General features: G+C 66.5%; 18 protein-coding genes. 11 read left to right on the top strand and 7 right to left on the bottom strand.

Annotated elements, in window-relative coordinates:
* Positions 1-27: 27 nt before the first annotated feature.
* Complete coding sequence (locus QN347_RS06090; RefSeq protein WP_133186647.1) at positions 28-288, top strand: DUF2171 domain-containing protein; 261 nt, start codon at positions 28-30, stop codon at positions 286-288.
* A 68-nt stretch (positions 289-356) separates the two neighbouring features.
* Here the strand turns inward: QN347_RS06090 and QN347_RS06085 are convergent, their stop codons facing one another.
* The 4 genes from QN347_RS06085 to QN347_RS06070 form a co-directional block, all read right to left on the bottom strand.
* Entirely contained in the window at positions 357-842 is a 486-nt protein-coding gene (locus QN347_RS06085) for an endonuclease domain-containing protein (protein ID WP_322162671.1), read from the bottom strand.
* A gap of 64 nt (positions 843-906) precedes the next feature.
* Complete coding sequence (locus QN347_RS06080) at positions 907-2859, bottom strand: ribonucleoside-diphosphate reductase subunit alpha (RefSeq protein WP_133186651.1); 1953 nt, start codon at positions 2857-2859, stop codon at positions 907-909.
* 401 nt (positions 2860-3260) lie between these two features.
* Entirely contained in the window at positions 3261-4730 is a 1470-nt protein-coding gene (locus tag QN347_RS06075; protein WP_322162672.1) for a sensor histidine kinase, read from the bottom strand.
* A 118-nt stretch (positions 4731-4848) separates the two neighbouring features.
* Complete coding sequence (locus QN347_RS06070; RefSeq protein WP_322162673.1) at positions 4849-5508, bottom strand: response regulator transcription factor; 660 nt, start codon at positions 5506-5508, stop codon at positions 4849-4851.
* 122 nt (positions 5509-5630) lie between these two features.
* Here QN347_RS06070 and QN347_RS06065 point away from each other — a divergent pair, with 122 nt between their 5' ends.
* Positions 5631-6293 (top strand): hypothetical protein, encoded by a 663-nt coding sequence (locus QN347_RS06065; RefSeq protein ID WP_322162675.1) that lies wholly within the window; start codon positions 5631-5633, stop codon positions 6291-6293.
* A 169-nt stretch (positions 6294-6462) separates the two neighbouring features.
* On the opposite strand, the gene QN347_RS06060 is transcribed toward QN347_RS06065, so the two are convergent.
* The gene (locus tag QN347_RS06060; protein ID WP_322162677.1) at positions 6463-8574 is read right to left on the bottom strand and encodes a putative bifunctional diguanylate cyclase/phosphodiesterase; all 2112 of its coding nucleotides are present in this window, start codon (positions 8572-8574) and stop codon (positions 6463-6465) included.
* A 131-nt stretch (positions 8575-8705) separates the two neighbouring features.
* Between QN347_RS06060 and QN347_RS06055 the strand changes: the two genes are divergently transcribed.
* The 5 genes from QN347_RS06055 (at position 8706) to QN347_RS06035 (ending at position 12369) form a co-directional block, all read left to right on the top strand.
* Positions 8706-10223, top strand: coding sequence for a fumarate hydratase (locus tag QN347_RS06055; RefSeq protein WP_322162679.1), 1518 nt, complete (start codon positions 8706-8708; stop codon positions 10221-10223).
* A gap of 73 nt (positions 10224-10296) precedes the next feature.
* Positions 10297-10569: a CopG family ribbon-helix-helix protein gene (locus QN347_RS06050; RefSeq protein WP_322162681.1), complete on the top strand. Its 273-nt coding sequence runs from the start codon at positions 10297-10299 to the stop codon at positions 10567-10569.
* A complete protein-coding gene (locus QN347_RS06045; protein ID WP_322162682.1) occupies positions 10557-10850 on the top strand; it encodes a type II toxin-antitoxin system RelE/ParE family toxin in 294 nt (97 codons plus the stop codon). Before QN347_RS06050 ends, QN347_RS06045 begins: the two co-directional genes overlap by 13 nt.
* Positions 10851-10881: 31 nt before the next feature.
* Complete coding sequence (locus tag QN347_RS06040; protein WP_322162683.1) at positions 10882-11802, top strand: DMT family transporter; 921 nt, start codon at positions 10882-10884, stop codon at positions 11800-11802.
* Positions 11803-11913: 111 nt separating this feature from the next.
* Positions 11914-12369, top strand: coding sequence for a hypothetical protein (locus QN347_RS06035; RefSeq protein ID WP_322162684.1), 456 nt, complete (start codon positions 11914-11916; stop codon positions 12367-12369).
* A gap of 193 nt (positions 12370-12562) precedes the next feature.
* Here the strand turns inward: QN347_RS06035 and QN347_RS06030 are convergent, their stop codons facing one another.
* Positions 12563-13126: a DUF3617 domain-containing protein gene (locus QN347_RS06030; protein ID WP_322162685.1), complete on the bottom strand. Its 564-nt coding sequence runs from the start codon at positions 13124-13126 to the stop codon at positions 12563-12565.
* An 81-nt stretch (positions 13127-13207) separates the two neighbouring features.
* On the opposite strand from QN347_RS06030, the gene uvrB reads away from it, so the two are divergent.
* The 3 genes from uvrB to QN347_RS06015 all read left to right on the top strand — a co-directional run bounded on the left by uvrB (position 13208) and on the right by QN347_RS06015 (position 16069).
* Positions 13208-15415 (top strand): excinuclease ABC subunit UvrB, encoded by a 2208-nt coding sequence (gene uvrB, locus QN347_RS06025; protein ID WP_322162687.1) that lies wholly within the window; start codon positions 13208-13210, stop codon positions 15413-15415.
* A gap of 80 nt (positions 15416-15495) precedes the next feature.
* The gene (locus QN347_RS06020) at positions 15496-15777 is read left to right on the top strand and encodes a type II toxin-antitoxin system RelE/ParE family toxin (protein ID WP_322162689.1); all 282 of its coding nucleotides are present in this window, start codon (positions 15496-15498) and stop codon (positions 15775-15777) included.
* The gene (locus QN347_RS06015; protein ID WP_323493989.1) at positions 15749-16069 is read left to right on the top strand and encodes a HigA family addiction module antitoxin; all 321 of its coding nucleotides are present in this window, start codon (positions 15749-15751) and stop codon (positions 16067-16069) included. Before QN347_RS06020 ends, QN347_RS06015 begins: the two co-directional genes overlap by 29 nt.
* Here QN347_RS06015 and QN347_RS06010 read toward each other — a convergent pair.
* Entirely contained in the window at positions 16066-16434 is a 369-nt protein-coding gene (locus tag QN347_RS06010) for a PRC-barrel domain-containing protein (protein WP_322162692.1), read from the bottom strand. The genes QN347_RS06015 and QN347_RS06010 overlap by 4 nt on opposite strands.
* 191 nt (positions 16435-16625) lie before the next feature.
* Between QN347_RS06010 and QN347_RS06005 the strand changes: the two genes are divergently transcribed.
* Positions 16626-17180 carry a hypothetical protein gene (locus QN347_RS06005; protein WP_322162693.1) on the top strand — a complete coding sequence of 185 codons (555 nt, stop codon included), beginning with the start codon at positions 16626-16628 and terminating at the stop codon, positions 17178-17180.
* Positions 17181-17326 lie beyond the last annotated feature (146 nt).

The raw sequence follows: 17326 nt of genomic DNA, 5'->3' as shown, positions 1-17326 counted from the left end.
CGCAATCATAGCACAGGAGCTACCATCATGGTCGACGCATCGCAGATCAAAGAACATGCCGAAGTCATCGGCGCCGACGGCGTCCATGTCGGCACCGTCGACCATGTCGAGGGCGGCCGCATCAAGCTGACCAAGAAGGATTCGGGCGCGCAGGTCAACGAGGGCTCGGGGTCGCACGAAGGGCATCACCATTACATCTCGCTCGGCCTGGTCGCCGATGTCGAGGACGGCAAGGTGCGGCTCTCGGCGAACGGCGATGTCGCTGTGACCTTCGAAGAAGAGAAATAAGCTAAAAGCCCCTCTCCCTCTGGGAGAGGGTGGCCGAGCGTAGCGAGGTCGGGTGAGGGCAGTGCGGGTCATTCCGCGCTGCCCTTTCCGTATGCGATGTCCTCACCCTTCCCACGCGGCTGCGCCGCGGGGGCCCAGTTTTGGGTGAGCAGCGCCCCGCGCTGTTCAGGACATGCCGGGGGCATGTCCGACCCAAAACTCCTCTCCCGAAGGGAGAGGGAGATGGACGCGATCACGCCGTCGGTATTTTTCATCACATCGGTGTTGGTGAAGCGCAGCACGTGAAACCCTTCCGCTTCGATCATCTTGGTTCGGCCTGTATCGCGCGTCTCGCGATCGGCATGCGTGTCGCCATCGACCTCGATCACCAGCTTTTCCGAAAAGCACAGGATGTCGGTGTAGAATGGCCCTACCGGCGCTTGATGGCGCCATTTCAGCGTCGGGAAGCTCTCGCGCAGCGCCCGTAACAGCCGGCGTTCCGGCTCGGGTGCATCGCGCCGCAATTGCCGCGCGCGCGGAACGGTACCGACTGGCTGACGTGCATAGAGCCGCATCCTGTCCTCACCCTTCCGCGGCTGCGCCGCTCCCTCCCTCTCCTACCGGGAGAGGGAATTTAGCTCACTGGCACGCCAGACACTCGTCGTAATCGGTCGTTTCGAACTCGTATTGCGGCTTCTCGATCGTGTTGTCGTTCTCGACCCCGCCGGCGAACCCAGCGCGCTGGATGCTCTTCGAGCGCAGGTAATAGAGCGACTTCACGCCCAATTCCCACGCGCGGAAGTGGAGCATCAGCAAGTCCCACTTCTCGACGTCGGCGGGGATGAACAAATTGAGCGAGGTCGACTGGTCGATGAACGGCGTGCGATCGGCCTGGAGTTCGATCAGCCAGCGCTGGTCGATCTCGAAGCTCGTCTTGTAGCAGTCCTTCTCGTCCTGGCTGAGGAAGTCGAGGTGCTGGACCGAACCACCCTGCTCGAGGATCGAATTCCAGATCGCGTCCGAATTCTTCGACTTCTCGATCAGCAGCTTCTCGAGATACGGATTCTTGATCGAGAACGAGCCCGACAGCGTCTTGTGCGTGTAGATGTTCGCCGGGATCGGCTCGATGCACGCCGAGGTGCCGCCGCAGATGATCGAGATCGACGCGGTCGGCGCGATCGCCATCTTGCAGCTGAAGCGCTCCATCACGCCCATGTCGGCGGCGTCGGGGCAGGGGCCGCGCTCCATCGCGAGGTGCATCGAGGCTTCGTCGACTTGGCCCTTGATGTGGCGGAACATCCGCAGGTTCCACGACTTGGCCATCGCGCCTTCGAAAGGCAGGCCGCGCGCCTGGAGGAAGCTGTGATAGCCCATCACGCCGAGGCCGACCGAGCGCTCGCGCATCGCCGAATAGGCGGCGCGCTCCATGCCGGGCTCGGCGCGGTCGATGAAGTCCTGCAGGACGTTGTCGAGGAAGCGCATCACGTCCTCGATAAAGCCCTTCTCGTCCTTCCACTGGTCCCATGTCTCGAGGTTGAGCGAGGACAGGCAGCAGACGGCGGTGCGGTCGTTGCCGAGATGGTCCTTGCCGGTCGGCAGCGTGATTTCCGAGCACAGGTTCGAGGTCGAGACCTTGAGCCCCAAGTCGCGGTGATGCTTGGGCATGCCCTTGTTCACGTGATCGGCGAAGACGATGTACGGCTCACCGGTGGCAAGCCGCGTCTCGACGAGCTTCTGGAACAGGCCGCGCGCATCGACCGTCGCACGGACCGAGCCGTCCTTCGGGCTCGTCAAATTCCACTCTTCGCCCGCGCGCACCGCTTCCATGAAGGCGTCGGTGATGAGCACACCGTGATGGAGGTTGAGCGCCTTGCGGTTGAAATCGCCCGAGGGCTTACGGATCTCGAGGAATTCCTCGATCTCGGGGTGCGAGATGTCGAGATAGCAGGCGGCCGACCCGCGGCGCAGCGAGCCTTGCGAGATGGCGAGCGTCAGCGAATCCATCACGCGGACGAACGGGATGATGCCCGAGGTCTTGCCGTTGAGGCCGACCGGCTCGCCGATGCCGCGGACATTGCCCCAATAGGTGCCGATGCCGCCGCCGCGCGACGCGAGCCAGACGTTCTCGTTCCACGTATCGACGATGCCGCCGAGGCTGTCGGGCACCGAATTGAGGAAGCACGAGATCGGCAGGCCGCGCCCGGTGCCGCCGTTCGAGAGCACGGGGGTCGCGGGCATGAACCACAGCTTCGAGATGTAGCCGTAGAGCCGCTGGGCATGTGCGCCGTCATCGGCATAGGCCGAGGCAACGCGCACGAACAGATCCTGGAAGGTCTCGCCCGGGAGCAGATAGCGGTCGCGCAGCGTGTCCTTGCCGAAATCGGTCAGCAGCGCATCGCGCGAATGATCGACCTCGACCGGATAGAGCTGGACGTGGATTTCCTTCGAATCGCCCCGCGCGGCGAGCTTGCGATCGGCGGTGCCGCGACCGTCCTTGGCGGCGTCGTCGGCGGGTGCCGCAGCGGCGGCGAGCGCCTCGATCATATCGGTGGCCATGTCGGTACTCACTTCCCCGGTATCCCGAAAATCCATGTTTCGCGTCCCTGTAAACTCGTTCAAAATCGTGTCGACCGGGACCGCCTCTGTTCCCGATCCGTTCGAATCGGGAAGCGAGCTCCCAGCATAGCATTCCGTGGGCAAACGCGAGAACAAAAACAGACCGTCCCGCGCTACAATCGCAGTCCAGATCATTACCGCAATATAGGGTTGCGGTGTCTCATTCACTAGCTCTTGGGTTCGCCCCCGAACTCAACCCCTACAGATTGTGCCGGATCGCGCGGAGACACAAGACGGTAAATGACAGATTGGGGACTCGGTTCGTCGCTAATCCGCGACGCTTGGCGGATGACCGGGCGAAGCCTCATCACGCGACGCGCGGTCAAAGCTGGCTTCGCTCAAACGCAAGAGACCGAAGCGGGAACGTGACAATATTTTCACGCCTCGGAGAAAAGCGTCGTCGGCAGCGTAACGATCGCATCGAGACCACCGAGCGATGCTGCATCGAGCACCAGCGAGCCCCCATAGAGTGTCGCGAGTTCGTGTGCGATCGACAGGCCGAAGCCGTGGCCATCGCCGCGTTCATCGAGTCGCTGCCCGGCGGTGAGCGCGGCGGCGCGGGCCGCGGGCGCAATGCCCTTGCCGTCATCGGCGATGCTCAGGCGGATGAAGCGCGGATCGGGTGCGGGGGCGGCGTCGATCGTGATTCGCGCGGCGGCGAAGCGCCACGCATTGTCGAGCAGATTGCCGACCAGCTCGTCGAGATCCTGCCGGTCGACCGCGACGCTGAGCGCGGGATCGATCGTCGCGCTCGCGCTGACGCCGCGATCGGCGTGGATCCGCGACAGCGCGGTGGTCAGGTCGGCGACGACGGGGGCGAGCGGGGTTGCGAAGCGCAAGCCGCTCCCCGGCGTCGCGGCGCGCGCGCGGCCGAGATGGTGGCGGACCGCCTGGTCGATCCGCGCGACCTGCGCGGTGAGCGTGCCGTCGGGATCGTGCGGCGGCAGCGCGAGCGCGAGCGTGGCGAGCGGCGTCTTGAGGCCATGCGCGAGATTGGCGACGTGCGCGCGGGCATTGGCGAGCGCGGTCGCATTTTCGTCGAGCAGCGCGTTGATCTCGCGCGCGAGCGGGGCGAGTTCGGTCGGCTGATCCTCGGGCAGCGCGCGCGCGGTTCCGGCGCGGATCGCGGCGAGGCCGGTGCGCATCGTCTTCAAGGGGCGCAGGCCGATGCGGAGCTGGACCAGCGTCGCGGTCGCCAGCGCGACGCCGAGCAGCAGCAGCGAGCCGAGCAGCGGTGCCATCGCCGCGCGGAGCGGGCGGTCGACGATCGCGCGCGGGGCGGAGGCGGTGATCCGCACCGCGCCCGCCGGGGTGGCCAGCGTCAGGCTGCGCGCGTGGCGCATGCCGTCCTCCCCATGCCAGTCGAGCGCTTGCGTGCCGTCGTGGTCGCGCGGGCCGTCGCCGTGTGCGCGCGGGCCATCGGGCGGGGGCGGTGGGCCGATCAGCGCTGACGCGGCGGATGACGGAGCGGAAGGCGCTGGCGGGGAAAGCGGCGGCAAAGCGGGCGGCGGTGCGCGCCGCGGGCCGCGCGCTTGCAGCGCGGCGAGGGCGGGCGCGGCGGGCGAGGTGATCGTGCGGCCCGGCGCATCGATCCGCCAGCCCCAGCCGCCTTGCGGATCGTCATAGGGTGCGGCGAGGACGAGCCGCGCGCGGTCGATGCTGCCGTCGGGGCGGACGGCTTGCTCGAGCACCGCGATCTGCGCGTCGAGCCGGTCGTCCAGCCCGTGCATCACGAAGCGATCGAGCACCGCGCCGATCGTCACCGCGGCAAAGGCGAGCGCGGCGAGCGTCGCGACGAGCGCGGTGACGAGCAGGCGTCCGTAGAGCGAGCGGGGGAGGAGGGTCATGTCAGCCCTTTCGTCACCCCGGCCTTGTGCCGGGGCCCACCGTCCAACACCGGCTGCCGCGCGAGGGGCGAAGTGGACCCCGGCACAAGGCCGGGGTGACGGAAGAGGGCGGGGCCGCTCACCCCTCCACCACGCGATACCCGCGTCCGCGGACGGTCTCGATCGCCTCGGCGCCGATCTTCTTGCGCAGCCGCCCGATGATCACTTCGAGCGAGTTCGAATCGGGATCCGAATCGCCTTCATAGACATGGTCGAGCAAATACAGCCGCTCGACGACGACGCCCTTCCTCAGCATCAGCGCTGAGAGCACGCGCCATTCGAGCGCGGTGAGCCGCAGCGGGAGACCGTCTAGCTCGACCTGCCCAGTCAGCGAATCGAAGGCGACACGGCCGCACACGATCCGCGCCGCGGCATTGCCCGTCGCGCGGCGGACCAGCGCGCGCAGGCGCATCACCAGCTCCTCGACGCGGAACGGCTTGGTCAGATAATCGTCGGCGCCGGCGCGGAAGCCCGCGACCTTTTCCGACCAGCCGTCGCGCGCGGTGAGGATCAGTACGGGGAGCACGCGGCCCGCGGCGCGCCATTCCTCGAGCACGGTGATCCCCGATTTGATCGGCAGCCCGAGATCGAGCACCGCCGCGTCATAGCCGCCGGTATCGCCGAGATGCGCGCCGTCCTCGCCATTGGTGGCGACGTCGACCGCGAAATGCTCGGCGCGCAGCGCTTTCGCGATTCCCTCGGCGAGCGCCGTATCGTCCTCGACCAATAAGATCCGCATGTCCTCAGTCCTTTGCACCGCGCGCTAGGCGGACTGCTTAAACCGAGACTGAACCGACAAGTTCAGCGCGGTGTCGGGACGCTCCCGTACAAAGCGGGCATCAACCACGCAGGAGTGCAATGATGACCGACCAAATCGAAGGCCCCCAGGCCCCTTACGATACCGTGGCGGACGACCGCCCGCGCCGCAAGCTGCCGGTGCGCACCGCGATCGTGGGTGCCGCGCTGCTCGCGCTCGGCATCGGCGGCGGCGCGACGATCGCACAGATGACCGGCCCCTCGGTCGAGATGGCGCCGCTCAAGGCGGTGGCGATCCGCTCGCTGACCGACAATGGCAGCGTGATCAGCGTGCGCGGCCGCGTTGCCGAAACCTATGGCCCGATGTTCGTGCTGAGCGATGGCAGCGGGCGTGCGCTGGTCGATCTCGGGCGGCAGGGCGACGGCACCGGCCTCGTCAGCGCCGGGCAGGCGGTGACCGTCCAGGGGCATTATCGCCGCGGGATGATCCACGCCTCGTTCCTGGTGAGCGCCGACGGCAAGGTCGTTGCGCTGCGGCCGATGGGCCCGCCGCATCACGGTCCGGGTGGGCCTGGTGGTCCGGGCGGCCCCGATGGGCCCGATGGTCCGCGCCACGGTCCGCGTGGACCCGGCGCCGGTCCCGATGGCGGCCCCGGCGCGAACGACGCTCCGCCGCCACCACCGCCGCCTGCGATGGGCACGACCGTTCCGGCCCAGGCACCAGCCCCCGCTGCAGCCCCCGCTGCAACCGCGGACCGCGCGGGCTGAAACGTCGGCTCTTCTCCCTGAAAGGGAGGGGCTGGGGGTGGGTCGGCCCGTCGTCGGGCGTGCCGTTCCCACTGAGAGCAACCCACCCCTCGCTCCCCTCCCTTCCAGGGAGGGGAGGCGAAGGAGGAGCGTCGCTCCCCCCAGCGGCGGCGCTCGGCAGGTGTGGCTGTTATCCCGCCTTGCGCACCGGAGCGGTGGTGGCCGCGGCGAGGCGCTCGAGGTTGAAGCTCTCCGCGAAGGCGAGGCCGGCCTTGCCATCGGCTGCCCAGCGCAGCGTGGCGGGGAACATCTGGTCCTCGAGCAGTTCGATCAACACTTCGAACTCGCCTGCTCCGGCCTCGACATCGATCCCGTCGATCATCGCGCCCGTCGTCGAGAGGTTGCGAATCCGCACCTCGCCGACAATGTCGCCCGCCTGGATTCGCGCAGTCCGCAGCATCGCGGTGCGTGGGCTCCGGCTGACGCGGAAGCCGTTGGCGATCGCGCGGCCGCCACCCGCCGCGAGCTGCTCGAGCACATCGGGCGCGCGCGCCGGCTTGCCATAGACATAGCCCTGGATGTGGCTGCAGCCGAGCTCGCGGATCAGCGCGATCTCGTCGTGATTCTCGACGCCCTCGGCGGTCGTCTCCATGCCGAGCGTCTCGGCGAGGCTGACGATCGCCTTGATGATCGCGGCGTTGCGGTTGCCCGCGATCGCCGCGCCGCGCACGAAGCTCTGGTCGATCTTGATCTTGTCGAACGGCGCCTTCTTCAAATAGCCGAGCGACGAATAGCCCGTCCCGAAATCATCGAGCGCGAGGCGTACGCCGCAGCCCTTGAGCGTCCTGAACATCTGTTCGGTCGCGGCGTTTTCGTTGACGAACACGCCTTCGGTGATCTCGAGCTCGAGCCGATCGGGCACGATCCCCGATTTGGCGAGCGCCGAGGTGACGACCGTCGGCAGTGCTGGATTGGCGAACTGGATCGGCGAGACGTTGACCGCGACGCGCACGTCCTTCGGCCAACACGCCGCATCGAGACACGCGGTGCGCAACACCCATTCGCCGATCGATTCGATCAGCCCGCAATCCTCGGCGACGGGGACGAAGTCGGCCGGGCTGATCAGCCCGCGCGTCGGATGCTCCCAGCGCAGCAGCGCCTCATAGCCGACGATCCGCTCGGTCTTCGTGCTGACGACGGGCTGATAGGCGACGAAGAACTGGTTGGCGGCAAGCGCGTCGCGCAGATCATCCTCGAGCTGCTTGCGGCTCTGCGCGCCGGCGAGCATTTCCGGGCGGAAGAAGCGGTGGATGCCGCGCCCGTCGCCTTTGGCGGCATAGAGCGCGAGATCGGCGTTGCGCACCAGCGTCTCGGCGTCATGCCCGTCCTCGGGCGCGATCGCGACGCCGATCGAGCAGCCGATGCTGATCGCCGAGCCCTCGATCGTATAGGGTTGCGACAGGTCGAAGATCACGCGCCGCGCGAGATCGCCGAGCCGCGTGCGATCGGTCTCGTTGGGCAGGATCACCTGGAATTCGTCGCCGCCTAGGCGTCCGACCAGCCCGTCGCCGCCGCTCGCGCGCTGCAAGCGCTGCGCCACCTGCTTGAGCAGCGCGTCGCCGGTGTGGTGGCCGAGCGTGTCGTTGACGGCCTTGAAGCGATCGAGATCGAGCAGGAGCAGCGCGCTGGTGCGCGGCGCGACGCTGCTCGCACTCAGCGTCTGTTCGAGCGAGAGGCGCAGCCGCTGGCGGTTGGCGAGGCCGGTCAGCCCGTCGAACAGCGCCAGCCGCGTGATCTCGGCATCGGCGCGGCGCGTCTCGGTGAGATCGCTTCCGCTCCCGACAAAGCCGAGGAACGCGCCCGCCGAGTCGGCGATCGGCCGCCCCGAGATCGACCACCAGCGCTCGAGCTTGGCGCGGCTCGCGGGGCGGACCGAGTAGTTCGAAAAGGCGGTGCGTGCGGCGAGGTGGAAGCCGAGCGTGCGCTCGGTCTCGGGCGAGGCGCTGTCCATGCGGAACAGCGTCGGCAGCGGCTGGCCGAGCGCGGGCGCATCGGGCGCGTCGAGTTCGGCGGCGACCTTGGCCGAGAGATAGCTGAGGCAGCCCTCGGCGTCGGTACGCCAGAACCAGCCGTTCGAATGTCCTTCGAATTCATCGACCAGCAGCCGCGCGAGGCGATCGTGCGAGTCGCGTTCGGGGCAAATCGTAACGCTGCGCCGACGGGCCCAGAGGACACCGGCCGCAACGCCGCTAAGCCCCAGAGCGAGGGCCAGAATCAGGAGAAGAAGCGGCGAAATGGGCATCGTCGCCGCTATAGCGGGCGATCCTTTCCAAAATCCTTGTGCCCCAGACAATCTTCGCGAGAACCGCGTGCGGCGGATGGCTTGGCGCGCGGCGGACATGGCTTTAAGGCCCGGCCCATAGGAGTAGCCCCATGACGACCATCATCCGCGAAGCCGATCTGATCGAAAGCGTCGCCGACGCGCTGCAATTCATCTCCTTCTATCATCCGATGGATTATATCCGCGCGCTGGGCGAAGCGTATGACGCCGAGCAGGGGCCCGCCGCCAAGGACGCGATCGCGCAGATCCTGACCAATTCGCGGATGTGCGCCGAGGGGCATCGCCCGATCTGCCAGGATACCGGAATCGTCAACGTCTTCATCAAATGGGGCATGGACTGCCGCTTCGACGATACCAGCCGCTCGCTGCAGGAGATCGTCGATCAGGGCGTGCGGCTTGCCTATCTCAACCCCGAAAACAAGCTGCGCGCCTCGGTGCTGGCGGACCCCGCCTTCACGCGCCGCAACACCAAGGACAATACGCCGTGCGTGCTGCATGTCGACATGGTGCCGGGGTCGCGCGTCTCGGTCGATGTCGCGGCGAAGGGCGGTGGCAGCGAGAACAAGTCGAAGTTCAAGATGATGAACCCGTCCGATTCGATCGTCGACTGGGTGCTCGAGATGCTACCGCAGATGGGCGCCGGGTGGTGCCCGCCGGGGATGCTCGGGATCGGCATCGGCGGGACCGCCGAGCATTGCGTGCTGCTCGCGAAGCAGGCGCTGATGGAGCCGATCGACATGGGGCCTTTGAAGGCACGCGGGCCGAAGACCGACATCGAGGCGCTGCGGATCGAGATCTTCGACAAGGTCAATGCGCTCGGCATCGGCGCGCAGGGGCTCGGCGGGCTGTCGACGATCCTCGACGTCAAGATCATGGACGCACCGTGCCATGCCGCGGGCAAGCCCGTCGCGATGATCCCCAATTGCGCGGCGACGCGGCATGCGCATTTCGTGCTCGACGGATCGGGGCCGAGCTTCCTCGAGGCGCCCAAGCTCGATGAATGGCCCAAGGTCGATTGGCAGCCCGACAGCGCCGCGATCCGCGTCGATCTCGATACGCTGACGCCCGAGATCGTGCAGGGCTGGAAGCAGGGCGACCGGCTTTTGCTCAACGGCAAGATGCTGACCGGGCGTGACGCCGCGCACAAGCGGATCAAGGACATGCTCGATGCGGGCGAGCCGCTGCCGGTCGATTTCAAGGGCCGCGTGATCTATTATGTCGGGCCGGTCGATCCGGTCGGTGATGAAGTGGTTGGACCAGCGGGTCCGACGACGGCGACGCGGATGGACAAGTTCACGCGGATGATGCTCGACCAGGGGCTGCTCGCGATGGTCGGCAAGGCCGAGCGCGGGCCCGATGCGACCAAGGCGATCGCCGAGGGCAAGTCGGCCTATCTGATGGCGGTCGGCGGGGCGGCGTATCTCGTCGCGCGCGCGATCAAGGGATCGAAGGTGGTCGGGTTCGCGGATCTTGGGATGGAGGCGATCTACGAGTTCGAGGTCGAGGATTTCCCGGTGACGGTGGCGGTCGATTCGACTGGGGCGAACGTGCACCAGTTGGCGCCGCTGGTGTGGAAGGAGAAGATCGCACGTGAGGGGTTGCTGGTCTGAGGGGCCGATTGTCGGGCAACTCCCGATCCGCTATTAATACCAGGTAGTACCTCCGACTACCGAGGTGGATACCATGCCGACATCGCTCAAGATCGATCCTGAAATGAAAAGCCGGATCCAGGCGCTGGCGCAGCAACGCGACCGCTCGGCGCACTGGATCATGCGCGAGGCGATCCGCGAATATGTCGATCGCGAAGAGGCGCGCGAAGGCTTCCGGCAAGAGGCGTCGGATGCCTGGATGGCGTATCAGGAAACCGGACGGCATCTCACGGCTGCGGAAACGATCGGCTGGCTCGAAAGCTGGGGAACCGAGTCCGAGCGCGAGGCGCCCGAGTGCCACGACTGATCGTCACGGAAGGGGCGGTTCGCGGGATCGCGCGCTGCCGTACTTTCCTTGCCGAGAAGAGCCCGCAAGCGGCCCAACGTGCCGGCGCCGAGATTGCCCGGCAGCTTCGCTTGCTCGAACGCAATCCGGCGATCGGCCGCCCCTATGCGGGCGACGCCGACCTGCGCGAGGTGGTCATCGGTTTTGGCGCGGCGGGCTATGTCGCGCTGTATCGGTACGATCCGGCGGAGGACGCCGTCTATGTCGTCGCGTTCCGCCATCAACGAGAGGCAGGCTATTGAAAGCGTTTCCGGTCGATCAAGCTGAGATTCGGTGATCGCCACCCCATTATGGCTCCCCGCCGCGCTGATCGGCGGGGCGTTGCAGGCGTGGCGGACGGCGGTGCAGCGGCGCGTGTCGCGCACGCTGTCGGTCAATGCCGCTGGATTGGTGCGCTATCTCTACGGCCTGCCGGTCGCGGTGTTGCTCGTCGTCGGGTATCAATACCTTGTGGCACCGGCGCCGTTTCCGACGCTCGGCGCGTGGTTTCTGCCCTTCTGCCTCGGCGGCGGGATCGCGCAGATCATCGCGACCAATTTGCTGCTGATGGCGTTCGGCGAGCGCAATTTCGTCGTCGGGACGGCCTATTCGAAGACCGAGGCGGTGCAGAGCGCCCTGCTGTCGGTGTTGCTGCTCGGCGATCATCTGAGCCTCTCGACCTGGACCGGCATCGGCTTCGGCGTGGCGGGCGTCATGGTGCTGTCGACGGGCGGCAAGCGGATGGGGCCGCTCGCCTTCCTGCGCGCGCTCGGGCAGCCGGCGGCGCGGTACGGGATTGCTTCGGGCTTCGCCTTTGCGTTGACGACGATCGGCATCCGCGCCGCGACGCAGGAAGTGCACACGCCCGATCATATCCGCGCCGCGCTGATCGTGCTGGCGGTGACGGTGGCGGTGCAGACGGTGCTGCAGGGCGCGTATGTCTATCTGCGCGAGCGCGACCAGGTTGCGCGCGTTTTCTCCGAATGGCGCGTTGCCGGGCAAGTCGGGCTGATGTCGTCGGTCGCCTCGGCGTGCTGGTTCACCGGGTTTGCCTCGGCGCCGGTCGCTTTGGTGCGGATCGTCGGGCAGATCGAGGTCGCCTTCACGATGGCGTTCGCGCATTTTTATCTTGGCGAAAAGACCAGCCCGAGCGAGGTCGCCGGGCTTGTGTTGGTCGCGATCGGTGTCGTGCTGGCCTTGGTCGGCAGCCTGTGACGCGGGCGTGCGCACTGCTGGACCTCGCCCGAAGTGTAGGTACGGCTGCGTAACGAGATCTGCTTGGGAGCGGCGCGGGAGAGTGCTAAGCGGCACGCGGGGGGATCCGACGTGGCGACATCGATGGTACCGGCGGGATATGAAGCATCACTCGATCGCGCGGGGCTCGCGCTCGGTGCGGGGGGCGTTGTCGGGGGGCTGTTCGCCGCGGGGTTGGTGACGATCGGCAGCGGGTTCGATCCGTTTCCGATGCTGATCGGGTTCCTCGTCGGCGCGGTGATCACTGCGATGGCGGCGGTCGCGATCGGGGGACCGGTCTGGCTCGCGTGCCACGCGCTTGGGCGGCGCGGACCCGTGAGCGCGGTAAGCGTCGGGGCGCTGGCGGGCTTCGCGCTGTTTCTTGGCGGGCAAACCTATGGGTTCGGGATTTTCGCGATGCCGCAGGAAGACACGCCGACGCTGCTCTATCGCTGGATGAGCGCGATCGCGACGAGCCTGGTGCTGGCGTTGGTCGCGGCGCTGATCGGCTGGACGATGTGGCGCGTGGCGTATCGGCGGGCGGGGTAGGTGGTAGCGGTGGGCGTGCGCCCATAAACCCCAAACCGTCACCCCGACCTTGTGCCGGGCGCCACCGTGCCGCTTATCCCGCCGCCGCAGACTGTGCGGCACGGTGGACCCCGGGACGAGCCCGGGGGTGACGCAGTGGGGTGATCGCGGCGCGGGCTCATGCCTTCACCGGGATGATTCCCGCCCCGCGTGCTTACGGCTTCGCCGCCGGAGCGACCGTTGCCGGCGCTGCCGAGGGCGCTTCGGGCGGAGTGATGTCGCCGGGCTTGCAGTCGCCGGCGCGGGTCGAGACGATGCGCATCTGCATCGTGCCTTCCTTCGCGCCGGTGGCGGCATAGCCCTCGGTTTGCATCGTCATGTCCTGCTTGGTCGCGCTGTTGCTGCCGTCGATCGTCATCTTGACGGTGCCGCCGGTCGGCTGCTTGCAGGTCGCGGCGACGTGGATCGTGCCGCCCGACACTTCCTTCTTGCCAAAGGTGCAGTTCTGGCCGCGCGACGCCATCTGCTCCATCGCCTTGCCGAAATCTTCCTTGGCGGCTGCGGTGGGGGTTAGGCAGACCGATGTGCCCGCCATCGAATCGAACATCTTTTGCATCTGCGTCTTGGTTTCGGGCGTCGCGCCGCGGCCCTCGAGCTTGAGAATCTCGATCTTCTGCGACCAGCTGCCGGCCTGGCGCTTGACCGGACCCGAGGGCGAACAGGCGACGAGCGCGAGGGTAGGCAAAGCGAGCAGCGTGGCCAGCGTGCGGAACGACATTGAAGAATCTCCCCGGGAGTGCGCGCGCCGGCGGTCGGCGTGCGTTGTCTGTTGGCGTGTTCCTTCCCATATTGCGCAGCTATGGCAATCCAGATTCGCACCAGTCTCGACGAGCCCGAAACCGGGCAGAGCTTCGTTCCCCACCGCCCGGCGCATCCGCCCAAGGCCGAAGGCGGCAAGCGCTTCACGCTCGCCTCCGAATATACCGCGGCGGGTGACCAGCCGACCGCGATCGCCGAACTCGTCGCGCAGACGGAAGCCGGCGAGCGCGACCAGGTGCTGCTCGGCGTGACCGGATCGGGCAAGACCTTCACGATGGCCAAGGTGATCGAGGCGGTGCAGCGCCCCGCGCTGATCCTCGCGCCGAACAAGATCCTGGCGGCGCAGCTGTACGGAGAAATGAAGTCGTTCTTCCCCGACAATGCCGTCGAATATTTCGTATCCTATTACGATTACTACCAGCCCGAGGCGTATGTCGCGCGCTCGGACACCTACATCGAGAAGGAGTCGTCGACCAACGAGGCGATCGACCGGATGCGGCATTCCGCCACCCGCTCGCTGTTGGAGCGCGACGATGTGATCATCGTGGCGTCGGTGTCGTGCCTCTACGGTATCGGCTCGGTCGAGACCTATTCGGCGATGATCTTCGACCTCAAGAAGGGGCAGACAGTCGACCAGCGCGAGATCGTGCGCAAGCTCGTGGCGTTGCAGTACAAGCGCAACGACGCGGCTTTCCAGCGCGGCAATTTCCGCGTGCGCGGCGACAATCTCGAGCTGTTCCCGTCGCATTACGACGACACCGCGTGGCGCATCTCGTTCTTCGGCGACGAGATCGAGGAGATCGTCGAGTTCGATCCGCTGACGGGGAAGAAGATCGCGAGCCTCAATTCGGTGCGCGTCTATGCCAACAGCCACTATGTGACGCCGGGGCCGACGCTCAAGCAGGCGATGGAGGCGATCAAGTTCGAACTGTCCGAGCGGCTCAAGGAACTGGTGCCCGAGGGCAAGCTGCTCGAGGCGCAGCGGCTCGAGCAGCGGACGAACTTCGACCTCGAGATGATCGCGGCGACCGGGAGCTGCGCGGGGATCGAGAACTATTCGCGCTTCCTCACCGGCCGGATGCCGGGTGAACCGCCGCCCACTTTGTTCGAATATCTGCCCGAGAATGCGCTGCTGTTCGTCGACGAGAGCCACGTCACCGTTGGCCAGATCAACGGCATGTCGCGCGGCGATCACCGCCGCAAGCTGACGCTCGCCGAATATGGTTTCCGCCTGCCGTCGGCGATCGACAACCGCCCGCTGCGCTTCAACGAATGGGACGCGATGCGCCCGCAGACGACCTATGTCTCGGCGACGCCGGGGGCGTGGGAGATGGAGCAGACCGGCGGTGTGTTCGCCGAACAGGTGATCCGCCCAACCGGGCTGATCGATCCGCCGATCGAGATCAAGCCGGTCGAGGAGCAGGTGCAGGATTTGATCGTCGAGGCGCGCAAGACCGCCGAGCTTGGCTATCGCACGCTGGTGACGACGCTGACCAAGCGGATGGCGGAGGATCTCACCGAGTTCATGCACGAGGCGGGCCTGCGCGTCCGCTACATGCACAGCGACGTCGAGACTTTGGAGCGTATCGAGCTGATCCGCGACCTTCGGCTCGGCGTGTACGACGTGCTGATCGGCATCAACCTGCTGCGCGAGGGGCTCGATATCCCGGAGTGCGGGCTGGTCGCGATCCTCGATGCCGACAAGGAGGGCTTCCTGCGCTCCGAGACGTCGCTGATCCAGACGATCGGCCGCGCGGCGCGTAACGTCGACGGGCGCGTGATCCTCTACGCCGATCGCATCACCGGCTCGATGGAGCGGGCGATGAACGAGACGGGGCGTAGGCGCGAGAAGCAACTCGCCTACAATGCCGAGCACGGCATCACCCCGACGACGATCCGCCGCAACATCGGCGACATCATCCAAGACGTCGCTAGCCGCGACCAGGTGACAGTCGAGATCGACGAGGACCGGCCGCACATGGTCGGGCATAACCTGCGCGCGTATATCGAGGATCTGGAAAAGCAGATGCGGACGGCCGCGGCGGATCTCGAGTTCGAGACGGCTGGTCGCTTGCGCGACGAGATCCGGCAGTTGGAGCAGGAAGAGCTCGGACTGCCGGTCGACCAGCAGAAGGCGCCGGTGATGGGGCGCTCGAACGAGGGCAAGCCGGGGACGCGCAAGACACGCTATGGCAAGAGCCAGAAGATCCGGGCTGGAATGGCGGGGAGTTCGCGGCGGGCGCGGTGACATATGGGTGGAAGCTGCCTGCCTTCATGGTTGGCTATTTCCGCAGCGTGATCCATGAGAATGCCCCAAGGAGCATTTTCATGATCCGCACTTTCGCTGACTCGGAAAGCGAGCGCGTCTGGAACCGAGAGCGTAGCCGAAAGCTGCCGCCCGATATCCAGCAACGCGCGATGCGCAAGCTTACCGTTTTGGATGTAGCTCTGTCGCTTGACGAGCTTGGAAGCCAGCGCGGGAACCGGCTTCACGCGTTGAGGGATGATCGCGCAGGCCAGCACAGCATTTCAATTAATGACCAATGGCGTATATGTTTCGTCTGGAAGGCTGGAGACGCGTATGACGTCGAGATTGCAGACTATCACTAATCCGGATTGGCTCGACAACGAGCATGCCGGTCAAATGCTGGTCACCGAGTTTCTCAAACCCGAAGAGTTGAGCGTCGAGCGGCTTGCCGACGATATCGGGGTCGCGTCAGAGCGCATCACCGAGGTCATCGAAGGCATCCGTCCGGTCGACGCCGATCTCGATCTGCGCCTTGGCCGCTATTTCGGTATGTCAGAAGGCTTTTTTCTGCGCCTTCAGGACCGGTACGAAATCGTCGAAGCCAAGCGCGCCCTGAACGGCGCGCTCGACCGCATCGTGCCGCGCGCCGCTTAACTCAGCGACAGATCCTCACCCGCCACATCGTAATATTTCGAAACGCGATCGGCATACGCCTGGTCGAACTCCGGCGCATTCGCTGCCCAGCTCGGGCCGCCCTCGAGCACTCGGCGGTCGATCGTTACGACGTAGGTGTCGTTGACCGGATCGAACGCAAGGAGCGAGAAGGGGATCGGATAGTAGGCTTTGCCCATGCCGAGGAAGCCACCGATCGACAGCACCGCATAGACCGCGCGGCCGGTGCGCTTGTTGACCATCAACGAGAACAGCGTGCCGATCTTGTCGCCGTCGCGACTGCGGATCGGCATCGTGTCGGCTTTGTTCGACTGGAGCAGCAATTGGGTCGGTTCGGTCTGGGCCATGGATCTCTTCCTTCGTGTCGCGAGCGTAACGGCGCGTGGGCCATTGCGGTTCCCTGCGACGTGAACGATCGCACCCCGCGGGCTGGTTCCCGCGGATAAGCACGTTTGGTGAGCGCCAGTCGACGCGGATTCGGGGTGGAGCGCGGGCGCCAGCGGTTGAGCGAGGCGATCGCTTCGCGCATAGACCTGGCATGTCCCTGACTCCCGCCCGCTTCGCCCCGCCACGCCTCGCTGTCGTCGCCACGCTCTTGGTCCTTGCCGGTTGCGTCGGAAATCCCGCACCGCCGCGTGCCGCTGCCCCGACGGTTGCGGCGCCGCGCCCGGTTCCGGTGGCGCCGCCCCCCGCGCCGCTCGCCGCTGACTGGCGCGATTGGCCGGTGACGCCGGGCGACTGGACGTACCGGACCGACGCGCGCGGATCGATCGCGCTGTTCGGGGTGCCCGGCGCCGACGCGGTGTTGACGCTGCGCTGCGACCGGCAGACCAACACGGTGTATCTCTCGCGCCAGGGGCAGGCGCGCGGCCCGCTGACGCTGCGGACGTCGACCCTGGCGCGCAGCGTGACGGTCCAGCCGACCGGCGCCGCGCCGGCCTATGTCGCGACCGCGCTGACGCCGCGCGACGGGATCCTCGATGCGATGGCGTTCAGCCGCGGGCGGTTCCTGGTCGAGCAGGCCGGCATGCCGACGCTGGTCGTTCCCGCCTGGGCCGAAGTCGGCCGCGTGACCGAGGATTGCCGCCGCTGATCGGGATGCCGCGCGGTACGATAAACCGACTTTGGGCAGGCCGAAGAGAATCGTCGAAACAGGCCCATAATATAGCCTGACTCATTGAGGAGCCGGAAAAGAGGTTGCGTTGTGGTCCGGAAGCGATTCATGTTCCAACATGATCC

Source organism: Sphingomonas sp. 10B4 (assembly GCF_035019905.1).
GTDB lineage: Bacteria > Pseudomonadota > Alphaproteobacteria > Sphingomonadales > Sphingomonadaceae > Sphingomonas > Sphingomonas glacialis.
The sequence above is the reverse complement of the archived record's forward strand: the minus strand, read 5'-3'. Positions and strand labels throughout refer to the sequence as shown.

Bases quoted from the DNA above. Each gene is read 5' to 3' on its own strand.
- QN347_RS06090 (WP_133186647.1), top strand. From the start codon at position 28: ATGGTCGACGCATCGCAGATCAAAGAACATGCCGAAGTCATCGGCGCC.
- QN347_RS06085 (WP_322162671.1), bottom strand. From the start codon at position 842: ATGCGGCTCTATGCACGTCAGCCAGTCGGTACCGTTCCGCGCGCGCGG.
- QN347_RS06080 (WP_133186651.1), bottom strand. From the start codon at position 2,859: ATGGATTTTCGGGATACCGGGGAAGTGAGTACCGACATGGCCACCGAT.
- QN347_RS06075 (WP_322162672.1), bottom strand. From the start codon at position 4,730: ATGACCCTCCTCCCCCGCTCGCTCTACGGACGCCTGCTCGTCACCGCG.
- QN347_RS06070 (WP_322162673.1), bottom strand. From the start codon at position 5,508: ATGCGGATCTTATTGGTCGAGGACGATACGGCGCTCGCCGAGGGAATC.
- QN347_RS06065 (WP_322162675.1), top strand. From the start codon at position 5,631: ATGACCGACCAAATCGAAGGCCCCCAGGCCCCTTACGATACCGTGGCG.
- QN347_RS06060 (WP_322162677.1), bottom strand. From the start codon at position 8,574: ATGCCCATTTCGCCGCTTCTTCTCCTGATTCTGGCCCTCGCTCTGGGG.
- QN347_RS06055 (WP_322162679.1), top strand. From the start codon at position 8,706: ATGACGACCATCATCCGCGAAGCCGATCTGATCGAAAGCGTCGCCGAC.
- QN347_RS06050 (WP_322162681.1), top strand. From the start codon at position 10,297: ATGCCGACATCGCTCAAGATCGATCCTGAAATGAAAAGCCGGATCCAG.
- QN347_RS06030 (WP_322162685.1), bottom strand. From the start codon at position 13,126: ATGTCGTTCCGCACGCTGGCCACGCTGCTCGCTTTGCCTACCCTCGCG.
- uvrB (WP_322162687.1), top strand. From the start codon at position 13,208: ATGGCAATCCAGATTCGCACCAGTCTCGACGAGCCCGAAACCGGGCAG.
- QN347_RS06020 (WP_322162689.1), top strand. From the start codon at position 15,496: ATGATCCGCACTTTCGCTGACTCGGAAAGCGAGCGCGTCTGGAACCGA.
- QN347_RS06015 (WP_323493989.1), top strand. From the start codon at position 15,749: ATGACGTCGAGATTGCAGACTATCACTAATCCGGATTGGCTCGACAAC.
- QN347_RS06010 (WP_322162692.1), bottom strand. From the start codon at position 16,434: ATGGCCCAGACCGAACCGACCCAATTGCTGCTCCAGTCGAACAAAGCC.
- QN347_RS06005 (WP_322162693.1), top strand. From the start codon at position 16,626: ATGTCCCTGACTCCCGCCCGCTTCGCCCCGCCACGCCTCGCTGTCGTC.